The 13,313-nt window shown below is 72.6% G+C and carries 11 protein-coding genes; 8 read left to right on the forward strand and 3 right to left on the reverse strand.

The window, feature by feature from the left end; translation table 11 throughout:
• Nucleotides 1-170 precede the first annotated feature (170 nt).
• The 4 genes from groES (at nt 171) to KLI87_RS20285 (ending at nt 4,186) form a co-directional block, all read left to right on the forward strand.
• Nucleotides 171-482, forward strand: a complete 312-nt coding sequence (gene groES, locus KLI87_RS20270; protein ID WP_205717442.1) for a co-chaperone GroES — start codon at nt 171-173, stop codon at nt 480-482.
• Between the two features lie 85 nt (nt 483-567).
• Nucleotides 568-2,196: a chaperonin GroEL gene (groL, locus tag KLI87_RS20275; RefSeq protein ID WP_156219696.1), complete on the forward strand. Its 1,629-nt coding sequence runs from the start codon at nt 568-570 to the stop codon at nt 2,194-2,196.
• Between the two features lie 329 nt (nt 2,197-2,525).
• The gene (locus KLI87_RS20280) at nt 2,526-3,218 is read left to right on the forward strand and encodes a sigma-70 family RNA polymerase sigma factor (RefSeq protein WP_372492413.1); all 693 of its coding nucleotides are present in this window, start codon (nt 2,526-2,528) and stop codon (nt 3,216-3,218) included.
• A gap of 107 nt (nt 3,219-3,325) precedes the next feature.
• Nucleotides 3,326-4,186, forward strand: a complete 861-nt coding sequence (locus KLI87_RS20285; RefSeq protein WP_214618266.1) for a hypothetical protein — start codon at nt 3,326-3,328, stop codon at nt 4,184-4,186.
• A gap of 12 nt (nt 4,187-4,198) precedes the next feature.
• Here the strand turns inward: KLI87_RS20285 and KLI87_RS20290 are convergent, their stop codons facing one another.
• A complete protein-coding gene (locus tag KLI87_RS20290) occupies nt 4,199-4,585 on the reverse strand; it encodes a DUF5319 domain-containing protein (protein WP_214618267.1) in 387 nt (128 codons plus the stop codon).
• Between the two features lie 240 nt (nt 4,586-4,825).
• Between KLI87_RS20290 and guaB the strand changes: the two genes are divergently transcribed.
• The 4 genes from guaB (at nt 4,826) to KLI87_RS20310 (ending at nt 11,737) form a co-directional block, all read left to right on the forward strand.
• Nucleotides 4,826-6,325, forward strand: coding sequence for an IMP dehydrogenase (gene guaB / locus KLI87_RS20295; RefSeq protein WP_156219693.1), 1,500 nt, complete (start codon nt 4,826-4,828; stop codon nt 6,323-6,325).
• 81 nt (nt 6,326-6,406) lie between these two features.
• Entirely contained in the window at nt 6,407-7,522 is a 1,116-nt protein-coding gene (locus tag KLI87_RS20300; protein WP_214618585.1) for a GuaB3 family IMP dehydrogenase-related protein, read from the forward strand.
• Nucleotides 7,523-7,632: 110 nt separating this feature from the next.
• Nucleotides 7,633-9,372 carry a glycerol-3-phosphate dehydrogenase gene (glpD, locus tag KLI87_RS20305; protein ID WP_156219692.1) on the forward strand — a complete coding sequence of 580 codons (1,740 nt, stop codon included), beginning with the start codon at nt 7,633-7,635 and terminating at the stop codon, nt 9,370-9,372.
• Between the two features lie 343 nt (nt 9,373-9,715).
• Nucleotides 9,716-11,737 (forward strand): NACHT domain-containing protein, encoded by a 2,022-nt coding sequence (locus KLI87_RS20310; RefSeq protein ID WP_214618268.1) that lies wholly within the window; start codon nt 9,716-9,718, stop codon nt 11,735-11,737.
• Here KLI87_RS20310 and KLI87_RS20315 read toward each other — a convergent pair.
• The gene (locus tag KLI87_RS20315; protein WP_156219689.1) at nt 11,707-12,396 is read right to left on the reverse strand and encodes a phosphatase PAP2 family protein; all 690 of its coding nucleotides are present in this window, start codon (nt 12,394-12,396) and stop codon (nt 11,707-11,709) included. The two genes, KLI87_RS20310 and KLI87_RS20315, sit on opposite strands and share 31 nt — an antisense overlap.
• Before the next feature lie 118 nt (nt 12,397-12,514).
• Nucleotides 12,515-13,162, reverse strand: coding sequence for a TetR/AcrR family transcriptional regulator (locus KLI87_RS20320; RefSeq protein WP_156219687.1), 648 nt, complete (start codon nt 13,160-13,162; stop codon nt 12,515-12,517).
• Nucleotides 13,163-13,313: the final 151 nt, after the last annotated feature.

Raw genomic sequence — 13,313 nt, forward strand, 5'->3', positions numbered from 1 at the left:
CCGGGCACGGAATAGTCTCCACACTGGCACTCTCACCGCGAGAGTGCCAAACACAGCGACAAGGTCGGTCTGGCACCCGCGACGACAGGCCGGTCCAGGGTCGCCTCTTCTGTCACATGTGCCGGTCGGTCAGCCGTGGCCGGCCGAGGACCAATCGAAGGGGAGGTCAGATCGTGACGACCGCCACCAAGGTTGTTCTCAAGCCGCTTGAGGACCGCATCGTCGTCCAGCCGCTTGAGGCCGAGACCACCACCGCGTCGGGCCTGGTGATTCCGGACACCGCCAAGGAGAAGCCCCAGGAGGGCACCGTCCTTGCCGTTGGCCCGGGTCGCGTCGACGACAAGGGCGAGCGCGTGCCCGTCGACGTCAAGGTCGGCGAGGTCGTGCTCTACAGCAAGTACGGCGGCACCGAGGTCAAGTACAACAACGAGGACTACCTCGTTCTCTCGGCCCGCGACGTCCTCGCGGTCATCGAGAAGTAATCACCGAGACGTGATGCACCCGCCCCGGTCCGCGCCGCCTTCGGCGGGGTGGCCGGGGCGGATCGCGTGAACAAGGAGTATCCGCATGGCGAAGATCCTGGAGTTCGAGGAGGACGCGCGCCGGGCTCTTGAGCGCGGCGTCAACGCTCTCGCGGACGCCGTCAAGGTGACGATCGGCCCGCGCGGCCGCAACGTCGTCATCGACAAGAAGTTCGGCGCGCCGACGATCACCAACGACGGCGTCACCATCGCCCGCGAGGTGGAGCTGGAGGACCCCTATGAGAACCTCGGGGCCCAGCTCGCCAAGGAAGTGGCGACCAAGACCAACGACATCGCGGGCGACGGCACCACCACGGCGACCGTGCTCGCGCAGGCGCTGGTCCGCGAGGGCACCCGCAACGTGGCCGCGGGCGCCTCGCCGCTGAGCCTCAAGCGCGGCATCGACACCGCCGCCCAGTACGTGTCCGACCAGCTCCTCAAGTCGGCCCGCGAGGTCGAGGAGAAGAGCGAGATCGCGCACGTCGCGACCATCTCCGCGCAGGACGCGCAGATCGGCGAGCTGATCGCCGAGGCGTTCGAGAAGGTCGGCAAGGACGGCGTCATCACCGTCGAGGAGGCCCACACGATGGGCCTGGAGCTGGAGTTCACCGAGGGCCTCCAGTTCGACAAGGGCTACCTGTCGCCGCACATGGTGACCGACCCCGAGCGCATGGAGGCCGTCCTGGAGGACGCCTACGTGCTCATCGTGGACGGCAAGATCTCCAACGTGCAGGAGTTCCTGCCGCTGGCCGAGAAGGTCGCCCAGACCAAGAAGCCGCTGCTCGTGGTGGCCGAGGACGTCGAGGGCGAGGCCCTGGCGCTGCTGGTCGCCAACAAGATCCGCGGCACCTTCACCTCCGTCGGCGTGAAGGCGCCGGGCTTCGGCGACCGCCGCAAGGCGATGCTGGGCGACATGGCCACCCTCACCGGCGGCCAGGTCGTCAGCGAGGCCATCGGCCTCAAGCTCGACTCCATCGGCCTGGAGGACCTCGGCCGCGCCCGCCGCATCACCGTCACCAAGGACGCCACCACCATCGTCGACGGTGAGGGCTCCTCGGACGACATCGCGGCGCGGGTCAACCAGATCAAGGTCGAGATCGACAACTCCGACTCCGACTGGGACCGCGAGAAGCTCCAGGAGCGCCTCGCCAAGCTGTCGGGCGGCGTGTGCGTGCTGCGCGTCGGCGCCGCCACCGAGGTGGAGCTGAAGGAGAAGAAGCACCGCCTGGAGGACGCCATCTCGGCGACCCGCGCGGCGATCGAGGAGGGCATCGTCTCCGGCGGCGGCAGCGCGCTGGTGCACGTGGCCAAGGAGGGCTTCGACACCCTCGGCCTGTCCGGCGACGAGGCCACCGGCGCGGAGGCCGTCCGCCGCGCGCTGGTCGAGCCGCTGCGCTGGATCTCCGAGAACGCCGGCCAGGAGGGCTACGTCGTCGTCTCCAAGGTGCAGGAGCTGCAGGCGGGCCACGGCTACAACGCCGCCACCGGCGAGTACGGCGACCTGGTCGCCCAGGGCGTCATCGACCCGGTGAAGGTCACCCGCTCGGCGGTCACCAACGCCGCCTCGATCGCGGGCATGCTGCTCACCACCGAGGCGCTCGTCGTCGAGAAGCCGGAGGAGGCCGACGAGGCCGCCGCCGGCGGGCACGGCCACGGGCACGGGCACGGCCACTGACCCACGCGGCACCGGCCCACGCGGGTGGCGGGCCCGGCCTACGGGCCCGATCGCGGTCGCGGGGGCGGGCGGGTGAACGCTCCGCCCGCCCCGGAAGGTCGACAGGACCCCCGTCCGGTTTCCGGACGGGGGTCTCGCGCGCCGGGAGGTGTCCGCATCATCTGCCGGAAGCGAGGCGGATGTTTTGGTGCAAGTTTCTCAAGGAGCAACGTTTTAGACACGGACCGCGATCACATGACCGCGTTGTGTGGTAATTGGAGCCTCGTCCCCGCACTGTGACCATTCCGTTGCCGAGGACAGTGGAGACACGCCCGGCGGCGCTGGGCATCATGCTTGACGTGACCGAGGGATGCTACGCCGGGACCGTGACCGCGCGCGCTGACGAACCCTCACGGGGGCCGGCACCCCCGCCGCCCCGCGATCCAGGGCGCGGGGTTCGTCTGCTGCGCGCCGCGAAGGCCGGGGACGGCGACCTCAAGGAGCTGACCTCGCTCGCCGTCCAGGGCGACCCGGGCGCGATCGAGGTGCTGATCGGCGAGGTCCGCCCGATGGTGGTCCGCTACTGCCGCGCCCGCCTCGGCCGGGTCTCCGGGCAGTACCACGCCGCCGACGACGTGGCGCAGGAGGTCTGCATCGCCGTCCTGTCGGCGCTGCCCCGCTACCGCGACATGGGGCGCCCGTTCGCCTCCTTCGTCTTCGGCATCGCCTCCCACAAGATCGCGGACGCGCTGCGCAGCGCGGTCCGCGCGGCCGTGCCCACCGAGGACCTGCCCGACGGCCCCGACGACCGGCCGGGCCCCGAGGAGACGGTCGTCCGCTACATCGAGGCCCAGCGTGCCCGTGATCTGCTGACGCGGCTGCCGGACCACCAGCGCGAGCTGGTGCTGCTGCGCGTGGTGGCGGGTCTGTCGGCGGAGGAGACCGGTAATGTGCTGGGCATGTCCGCGGGGGCGGTACGGGTCGCGCAGCACCGGGCGCTCGCCCGGCTGCGGGCGATGGCGAGAGAGGAGTCGATCGCTTGACGGAACGGAGCCCTGGCGCCCCGGATCCGGCCGAGCCTTCGCATTCCGGCGATTCCCCGCCGCCGGGTGGCCGGCCGCAGGTCCCGCTGCCCGCAGACCTGAGCGCGGTGCGCCGTACCGACGCGCTCATCGAGGAGCTGGCGGAGCGGCGCGCTGCCGGTTCCGCGGCGACGTCCGCGGCTGAGTACGGCGACCCCGCCGTCCGGCTGCTGCACGCGCTCGTCACCGACGTGGACGAGCCGCCCCAGGCCACCCCCGAACCCGCCCGCGACGCCCCCGAGCCGTCGCCCTCCGGGCCCGGCCCGCGCCGCCGCGGCCCCCGCACGATCGTCGCGCTGGGCGTGGCGGGCGCCATGCTCGCCAGCACCGGCGTCGCCGCCGCGGGCGGGGAGATGGGCGGTCATCCGTCCGCCGCGCCCGCGTCGCGCACGCCCGGCCCGTCCGACCGGGCCGACGGCCGCGACACCGACGCCGCGCGCCACGGCGGCGCGCGGCAGCCCGGTGCGTCGGGCCCCGCGCCCGATGCCCGCCCGGGACGCGTCGTCGACGACAGGCGGCTCGAATACGAGCGCTTCAAGCAGCGGCTGGAGCGGACCTATTCGCGGCACTACCGTCCCGGCCGCGTTCCCGAGGCCCCGGTGTACGCGCCCCCGCCCGCCCAGCCGTGCGCCCACCAGCGCGTCCAGCCCGGCCGGTGCGGCGAGGAGGGCGGGCACGGCCAGCCCGGACGGCAGGGCCCGAACGAGAACGGCGAGTACGTGCCCGGGCAGCCGGGCACCCCCGGGCCGCCCCGCCAGTCGGGCGAGCCCGGCCGGCCGACGCAGACGCCCCAGCAGCCCCAGCCGTCCCAGGAGCAGCCGACGCCCGAGGGCTCGACGCCCGAGCCGACCACGCCGACCGGCGAGGGGCAGGAGCAGGACCCGAAAGGGCAGCCGACCGCCTACCAGACTCCCCACGACCGCCCCTAGGGCGGCGGCGGGTCAGTCGTCGCGGCCCTCTTCGCTGTCGATGACGCCGTCCACGTACCCGCGCGCGTACTCCCAGCTCACGTAGTCGACGGGGTCGGGGGACATCGCGGGCTCGTGCACGCGGGGCAGGCCCTGGTCGAGCAGGTGCCGCAGGTTGCCGTGCAGCAGCTCCCAGTCGATGTAGTGGAGCTTGCCGCAGTCGCCGCAGTCGACGGTGAGGCCCCGCACGCCGAGGGGTTCCAGCAGGGCGCGGAAGACCTCCAGGTCGGCGAGATCGGCCAGCACGTCCTCCCGCTCCGCCACGCTGAGCGGCGCGGTGTCGTCGCCGGGGTCGCCGAGCGACGCCGCCGGATCCTCCGGATCTCCGGCGAACGGGTCGAGCGGGGCATCGTCGTGCACGGTCCCACGCTACTGCGCGACGCACCGGCAGGTGCACCCCCTGGGCCTCCCCGTGCGCAAACAATCACCCAGAGTGCACGCATGCGCGGGCGGCGGGAACGCTGCGTGTGCGCCCCGGGTGTCGCCAACGCCACTCGCCCGCTCGCGCAACCGCCCCGCCGTGCGGCGCGTCACGCCCTACCATGGGGACAGGGTCGCCGTGACCTGGCCCGATACCGCCACCTCTACGGGAAGGTAGTCATGAACCCCGCAGCCGAGCCCGCCAAGTTCCTCCCGCAGGGTCTGACCTTCGACGACGTGCTGCTGCTGCCGGGCTACTCCGACCTGCAACCCGGCGAGGCCGACACGACGACGCGGCTGACCCGCGAGATCTCGCTGCGGATCCCGCTGGTGTCGGCGGCGATGGACACCGTGACCGAGGCGCGCACGGCGGTGGCGATGGCGCGCCAGGGCGGTATCGGCGTCCTGCACCGCAACATGCCGATCGAGGAGCAGGCCGAGCAGGCCGACCGGGTGAAGCGCTCGGAGGCCGGGATGATCACCAATCCGGTGACCTGCATGCCGGACGCGACGCTCGCCGACGTCGAGGAGCTGTGCGCCCGCTACCGGATCTCCGGCGTGCCGGTGACCGACGTGCGGGGCGTGCTGGTCGGCATCGTGACCAACCGCGACATGCGCTTCGAGACCGACCCCTCCCGTCCGGTGCGCGAGGTCATGACGCCGATGCCGCTGGTCACCGCGCCGGTCGAGGTGACCAAGGACGAGGCGTTCGCCCTGCTGGCGGGCAACAAGGTCGAGAAGCTCCCGCTGGTGGACGGCGAGGGCCGGCTGCGCGGCCTGATCACCACCAAGGACTTCACCAAGAGCGAGCAGTACCCCGCCTCCACCAAGGACGCCGACGGACGGCTGCTGGTGGCGGCGGCGGTGGGCGTCGGCGAGGACGCGATCCGCCGCGCGCGGGCGCTGATCGACGCGGGCACCGACGTCGTGATCGTCGACACCGCGCACGGCCACTCCAAGGGCGTCGCCGACACGATCGCCGCGATCAAGGCGAACGCGGCGCACGTCCAGGTCGTCGGCGGGAACGTCGCGACCTACGCGGGGGCGAAGCTCCTCGCGGAGGCGGGCGCCGACGCGGTCAAGGTGGGCGTCGGCCCCGGCTCGATCTGTACGACCCGCGTCGTGGCCGGGGTGGGCGTGCCGCAGATCACGGCGATCTTCGAGGCGGCCCGCGCGGCCCACGAGGCGGGCATCCCGGTGATCGGGGACGGCGGCATCCAGTACTCCGGCGACATCGCCAAGGCCCTGGTCGCGGGCGCCGACACGGTCATGCTCGGCAGCCTGCTCGCGGGGATCGAGGAGTCGCCGGGCGAGCTGATCTTCGTCCACGGCAAGCAGTACAAGTCCTACCGGGGGATGGGGTCGCTCGGCGCGATGCGCAACCGGGAGCGCGGCGGGTCCTTCTCCAAGGACCGCTACGCCCAGGCCGACGTCAGCAGCGAGGAGAAGCTGATCCCCGAGGGCGTCGAGGGGCAGGTGCCCTACCGCGGCCCGCTCGCCAACGTCGCCCACCAGCTCGTCGGCGGGCTGCACCAGTCGATGTGGTACGCGGGCACCCGCACGGTCCCCGAGCTCCAGGAGCGCGGGCAGCTCATGCGGATCAGCCCGGCGGGCCTGCGGGAGAGCCACCCGCACGACATCCAGATGACCGTGGAGGCCCCCAACTACCAGGGCCGCTGAGCTGACGTAAGCTCTTCCGGGGCTCGCTCCCGCCACCGGCGGGACTCGGATCACGTAAGGAAGGGCGCAGTGGCTGCTGAGGTGGAGATCGGCCGGGGCAAGAGCGGCCGTCGGGCGTACGCCTTCGACGACATCGGCATCGTGCCGTCCCGCCGGACGCGCGACCCGGAGGAGGTCAGCGTCGCCTGGCAGATCGACGCCTACCGCTTCGAGATGCCGCTGGTCGTCGCGCCGATGGACAGCGTGGTCAGCCCGGCCACCGCGATCGCGGTCGGCCGCCTGGGCGGCCTGGCCGTCCTCGACCTCGAAGGGCTGTGGACGCGCTACGACGACCCGAGCCCGCTGCTCGCCGAGATCGCCTCGCTGGACGACCTCCGCGCCACCCACCGGCTCCAGGAGATCTACGCCGAGCCGATCAAGGAGGAGCTGATCGGCCGCCGGATCGCCGAGATCCGCGAGGCGGGGGTGACGGTGGCGGCGCGGCTGTCGCCGCAGCGCACCGCGCAGTTCCACAAGGCCGTGATCGACGCGGGCGTCGACCTGTTCGTGATCCGCGGCACCACGGTCTCGGCCGAGCACGTGTCCGGACGGGCCGAGCCGCTCAACCTCAAGCAGTTCATCTACGAGCTGGACGTCCCGGTGATCGTCGGCGGCTGCTCCACCTACACCGCCGCGCTGCACCTGATGCGGACCGGCGCCGCGGGTGTGCTCGTCGGGTTCGGCGGCGGCTCCGGCCACACCACCCGCACGGTGCTCGGTGTGGCGGTGCCGATGGCGACCGCGGTCGCCGACGTGGCCGCCGCCCGCCGCGACTACATGGACGAGTCCGGCGGACGCTACGTCCACGTGATCGCCGACGGCGGCATGGTCAACAGCGGCGACATCGCCAAGGCGTTCGCCTGCGGCTCCGACGCGGTCATGGTCGGCTCGCCGTTCGCCCGCTCCTCCGAGGCGCCCGGGGGCGGCTACCACTGGGGCAGCGAGGCCCACCACGGCGACGTCCCGCGCGGCACCCGGCTCGACCTCGGCACGATCGGGACGATGGAGCAGATCCTGCACGGCCCCTCCCACGTCGCCGACGGCTCGATGAACCTGATCGGGGCGCTGCGCCGCGCGATGGCGACCTCCGGGTACACCGAGCTGAAGGAGTTCCAGCGGGTGCAGGTCGTCGTGGCGGGCCGCCGCCTGAACGACTGATCGCCGACTGAGATCGGGGTCACCGGGAATCGGTGTCCTCCCACCGTGCAGCCTTCCTTACTGTTGGGTAGGTACAGCTCGTAGTACCAACAGCACTGGGGGGAATCGCGATGACGGGATCACCGGTGACCGGGCTCGGCAGCTCACGGCTCGGACCGGCCGAGCGGGCGGCGGCGCTCGACCGCATGGCCCGCGAGGAGTTCGACGTCGTGGTCGTCGGCGGCGGCATCGTCGGGGCGGGCGCGGCGCTCGACGCCGCGACCCGCGGGCTGTCGGTGGCGGTGGTCGAGGCGCGCGACTTCGCCTCCGGCACCTCCTCCCGGTCGTCGAAGCTGATCCACGGGGGGCTGCGCTACCTGGAGCAGTACAACTTCGACCTCGTCCGGGAGGCGCTGACCGAGCGGGGGCTGCTGCTCCAGCAGATCGCGCCGCACCTCGTGCGCCCCGTCCCGTTCCTGCTGCCGACGACCCACCACGTGTGGGAGCGCGGCTACGTCGGCGCGGGCGTCGCGCTGTACGACGTGCTGTCCCTCCAGATGGGCAGCACCCGGGGCGTCCCCGCGCACCGGCACCTGACCAGGCGCGGCGCGATGCGGCTCGCGCCGTCGCTGCGCAAGGACGCCTTCACCGGCGCGATCCAGCTCTGGGACGCGCAGGTCGACGACGCCCGCTACGTCATGATGGCGCTGCGCACCGCCGCCGAGTACGGCGCGCAGATCGCGTCCAGGACGCAGTGCGTCGGGTTCCTGCGCGAGGGCGAGCGGGTGACGGGGCTGCGCGTCCGCGACCTGGAGAGCGACACGACCGCCGAGGTCCGCGCCAAGCAGGTCGTGAACGCGACCGGCGTGTGGACCGACGACATCCAGGAGCTCGTCGGCGGCCGCGGCCAGATCCACGTGAAGGCGTCCAAGGGCATCCACCTCGTGGTGCCCAAGGACCGCATCCACTCCTCGACGGGCATCCTGCTGCGCACCGAGAAGTCCGTGCTGTTCGTGATCCCGTGGGGGCGGCACTGGATCATCGGGACCACCGACACCGCCTGGGACCTCGACCGGGCCCACCCCGCCGCGTCCAAGGCCGACATCGACTACGTCCTCGACCACGTCAACGCGGTCCTCACCACGCCGCTCACGCACGACGACGTCGAGGGCGTCTACGCGGGCCTGCGCCCGCTGCTCACGGGTGAGACGGAGGAGACCTCCAAGCTCTCCCGCGAGCACGTCGTCGCCCACCCCGTCCCGGGGCTGGTCCTGGTGGCGGGCGGCAAGTACACGACCTACCGCGTCATGGCCAAGGACGCCATCGACGCCGTCGCCCACGGCCTGGACGGCAAGGTCGCCGAGTCGTGCACCGACCGCGTCCCGCTCGTCGGCGGCGACGGCTTCCAGGCCATGTGGAACGCCCGGCACCGCCTCGCCGCCCGCTCCGGCCTGCACGTCGCGCGCATCGAGCACCTGCTGCGCCGCTACGGCACGCTGGTGGACGACCTGCTCACGCTCATCAAGGGCAAGCCCGACCTCGCCAAGCCGCTCACCGGCGCCGACGACTACCTGCGCGCCGAGATCGTCTACGCCGCCAGCCACGAGGGGGCCCGCCACCTCAACGACGTCCTCGCCCGCCGCACCCGCATCTCGATCGAGACCTGGGACCGCGGCGTCGGCGTCGTCCAGGAGGCCGCCGACCTCCTCGCGCCCGTCCTCGGCTGGTCCAAGAAGCAGCGCGACCGCGAGATCGAGTACTACCGCAAGCGCGTCCAGGCCGAGCGCGCCTCCCAGACCCAGGACGACGACCAGGAGGCCGCCGCCAGCCGCCTGGGCGCCCCCGACATCGTCCCCACCGCCACGCCGTGACCGTGGCGGCGCTCTCGGCGTCAGGCGCGGAGCGCCTTCCTTCGGCGGGCACCGCGTGCGATCGCCGCATCGCTCCGAACCCGCCTGGCGGCTCGCTTCGCGATCAGGTCCTCGCTTCGCTCGTACCCGCCTTCGGACGCGGTCGCGGCGATGGGCGTGGCACTTGCGGACAACTGGGGACGAGGGTCTCTTAGCTCTTATTCATGCCCGAAATTGACCTCTGTGTCCGAAGGCATGGACAGCGGCTGACCGCGCGCTTACGGTGCTTCACGGCCGGCGACGGACGAGACTCCGAGGGGGCGCGTGTCGTGGCGGACGGCGGGAGCCGTGGTGGTGGGCGCGGGTGAGCCGCCGCAGGGGCGAGTCGGCGCGCCTGGCGATCGTGTCGCTGGCGCTCTCGCTCGTCGTCGGGGTGCTGATGGGCGTGGCGTCCAAGCCCTTCGAGGGGTGGGGGCAGCGGAACTGGCCGTGGACGCTGGTCCTGCTGGCCGTGGTGGTGGTGATCTGGCTGATCCTCCAGGCCAGGGCCGATCTCGGGCCGGAGGACGATCTCGACGCCGTCGCCGCGCAGCTCGCCGAGCTCGTCGACGAGGACTGGCACCGCGAGGCGGCCGTGCGGCGGCTCGACCTGCACGCGGGCCTGGTGCCGTTCCGGTGGACGCTGTCCGGCTTCGACGAGGACACCGTGGTCGACATCCCCACGATGATGGACGCGTTCGAGGCGTCCGGCTCCAGGCGGCTGGTGATCACCGGTGAGCCCGGCACGGGGAAGACGTCGCTCGCCGTCCTGCTCACGCTCGACCTGGTGCGGCGCCGCACCGAGACCGGCCGCGGGCCGGTCCCGGTCAAACTGTCGCTGGCGAACTGGGTGCCGCACGAGCAGGGCCTCATGAAATGGCTGGAACAGGAACTCGGAATGCAGTTCCTGTTCCTGCGCAACCGCGGCAGATATCCGCCGAACACGATCGAGCGGCTGCTGAGCACGCGGCGGGTGCTCCCGGTCCTGGACGGCCTCGACGAGCTGAGCTGGGACGCCCCCGGCGGCGCGCTGCGCCCCGACCCCATCGACCAGATCAACGAGGCCCTCGTGTGGCTTCCCGGGTTGATCGTCACCTGCCGTTCCGAGCAGTTCCGCCACGCCACGCGCGACCGCGCGCCGATCCGCGACGCGCGGCAGGTCGAACTCCAGGACCTCAATCCGCAGAAGGTCGTCGACTACCTCTCGGGGATGATGGACGGCCTTTCCCGCTGGCGGCCGGTCTTCACGGCCCTGCGCGAGGAGCCGGAGGGGCGGCTCGCCGAGGCGCTGTCCACGCCGCTGATGGTGGCGCTGGCCCGGGAGGTCTACAAGGCACCGGACACCGGTCCGGACGAGCTGCTTCGGACGGACCGATTCCCCGACGCCGAGACCATTCGCGACCACCTCTTACGGCGGCTCGTCCCGGCCGTTTTCCCCGAGCTTCCCGAGCGGGACCGGCGCGACGGCTGGCACGGCGCCGACGCCCGCCGCTGGTTGCGGTTCATCGCGGTGGGGATGAACGAGCGGGAGATGGCCAACATCGCGTGGTGGACGCTGCCCGAGCTGGCGGGCCGCAGCCAGCGGATGCTGGCGGCGCTGCTGGGCGGGGGGATCGCCGCCGCGACGGCGGGGCTGTCGTTCGGGGCGGTGACCTGGCTCAAATGGGGGCCGGCGACGGGGGTGGCGGCCGGCGGGGTGGCGGCGGCCATCGGCGGCGTGGGGATGGCCGTCCCGGCGGCGCGGAACCTGCCGATCCCGTCCGAACTCCAGTTCGGCTGGCAGGGCAAGTGGCAGACCATGCTGCTCGGCAGCCTGCTCGCCGCGCTGTGCGGGGGAGTGACGGGCTTCCTGCTGGGCGGGGCCGGGGGCGCGATCCTCGTCGGCTCGGTCGTCGGCGTCCCTCTCGGGCTGGCCTACAGCGGTGCCCAGCCGGACGCCACCGTCCGGATCGGCAGCCCCCGCATGCTGCTGCGCCGCGACCGGCGCGTCGTCCTGTTCTTCGGCCTCGCCTACGGGCTGACCAGCGGCGGCGTGGGCTGGTTCCTGGTGCATCCGGTGATCGGCGTCGTGTTCGGCGTGTGCAGCGCACTGTGCGGCGGGCTGCTGTACGGGCTGCCGTGGGTGCTCGCGCTGAGGTCGGCGAAGGGGCGGGCGGGCGTGGTCGCGTCGGTGCACCTGTTCCTCTACACGATGCTCCTGTGGCCCCGGGGCAAGACGCCGCCGCCCTGGCGGCTGATGGACTTCCTCGACGAGGCGCACCGCCGGGGCGTCCTGCGCAGGGTGGGGCCGGTGTACCAGTTCCAGCACGTGTTCCTTCAGGGCGAGCTGGCCCGCTCGGAGAGTTGAGGCGGCCCGACGACGCGGAGCGCCGTCCAGCAGGCGAGCGCCGCGACCGCCAGCCCGGCGAGCATGTCGGCGATGTAGTGCTGGCGGACGAGCAGCGTGGAGGCGATGATCAGCGCGCACCAGAGCGCGACGGGCCCGCCCGCGCGCCGGTCGTAGCGCAGCCAGTGCACCGCGATGATCACCGAGAAGCCGGTGTGCAGGCTCGGGAAGCAGTTGTAGGCGTCGTCCCCGCCGTACACCGCGCGCAGCAGCCCGGCGAACACGTCGTCGCCGGTGACCTCGGGACGCGTCATGTGCGTCTGCGCGAACACGTAGAACGGGTAGGCGGCGACCAGCAGCAGGATGCCTGAGATGATCATGGAGCGTGCCAGCCGCACCGAGGTGACCAGCAGGAACAGCAGGGTGAGCGGCCCGAGCGCCAGCACCGAGACGTAGGGGACCACCATCTGCTTGACCAGCGGTATGTGCTCGTCCAGCGGGATCTCGGGCGACCAGCGCGCCGGGCCCCGGTTGAGCGGGTCGTAGAGCGCGAGGAGCCCGCCGAGCACCGCCGCCTTGACCCCGATCCGGAGCCAGGGGCCCGCTCCCGCGTCCCGCGCCGACCTCCTCCGGAGCCGCCTCACCAGCCGGGTGATGGGCTCGCGCGGAGGGTCGGGCACGTCGGGACAGACCCCCCGGGGACGGAATCGGCCTTTAGCCGCTATGTCTGGATAGTAGTTGTTTCGCTCCAGAAATGGCAGAAGAAGGAATCCCGGGCGACGCGGCGGCCCATGCCGGTCAGGTTTCGCGGAGCAGTTCCAGACCCACGGATTGCAGATGCGCGGGGACGCGCTCGGGGTCCAGAAGGTGCTGGAAGGGCAGCCCGATCTCCATCGCCAGCGCCAGGACGGCGCGGTCGCCGGCCGCGACGCCGCCCGCCTCGGGGAGGTCGCGCGCCAGGTGGGCGCGGCGCTCGGCGTACCAGTCGGCGATCCGCCAGCCCGCCGCGTAGTCGCGCATGCCGTACAGCCAGAACTCGACCATCAGCAACGCGATCCGCCGGGCGCGCTCCTCCACCTCGGTGTAGGGCGACTCCGCGTCGTCCGGTGCCGCCGATTCGAGGTCGTCCAGGACGCCGTGCCCGGCGCGGTCGTGGGTGAAGCGGTCGAGCAGGGCGAGCAGCAGGTCGGTCTTGCCCGCGAAGTTGGAGTAGACGGCGCCCTTGGTGAGCCCGGCCGCCGCCGCGATGTCGTCCAGCGAGGCGCCGTGGATGCCGCGCTCGGCCCAGAGGCGTTCGGCGGCGCCGAGGAGCCGGGCGCGGGTCTGCTCGCGCCGCCCCCGCCGCGCGGGCGGGACGGCGGGGTCCGGCGGTCTGCCGCCCGTCCCGGACGGCGGGGCGCCCCGGACACGTCCGTCACCCTCGGGCGGTCCGTGGGTGTCGCTCATGCGCACTTCCCTTCGGGGGTCGGGCGCGCCCCGGGACGGGCGGCAGCGAACGTTCGGGGGGCGACGCCGGTTTCTCCTCCTGCTGTCCGGGATACACCGGCCGCACATGGTCATTCGCCGAGTTGCCCAAGTCGGACGGTGTTGGAACGGT

It is taken from the genome of Actinomadura sp. NEAU-AAG7 (assembly GCF_018603865.1).
Classification (GTDB): Bacteria; Actinomycetota; Actinomycetes; order Streptosporangiales; family Streptosporangiaceae; genus Spirillospora; species Spirillospora litoris.

Excerpts from the sequence above, each read along its gene's own strand:
- groL (WP_156219696.1), top strand. The coding sequence starts at position 568 with ATGGCGAAGATCCTGGAGTTCGAGGAGGACGCGCGCCGGGCTCTTGAG.
- KLI87_RS20280 (WP_372492413.1), top strand. The coding sequence starts at position 2,526 with ATGCTTGACGTGACCGAGGGATGCTACGCCGGGACCGTGACCGCGCGC.
- guaB (WP_156219693.1), top strand. The coding sequence starts at position 4,826 with ATGAACCCCGCAGCCGAGCCCGCCAAGTTCCTCCCGCAGGGTCTGACC.
- glpD (WP_156219692.1), top strand. The coding sequence starts at position 7,633 with ATGACGGGATCACCGGTGACCGGGCTCGGCAGCTCACGGCTCGGACCG.
- KLI87_RS20320 (WP_156219687.1), bottom strand. The coding sequence starts at position 13,162 with ATGAGCGACACCCACGGACCGCCCGAGGGTGACGGACGTGTCCGGGGC.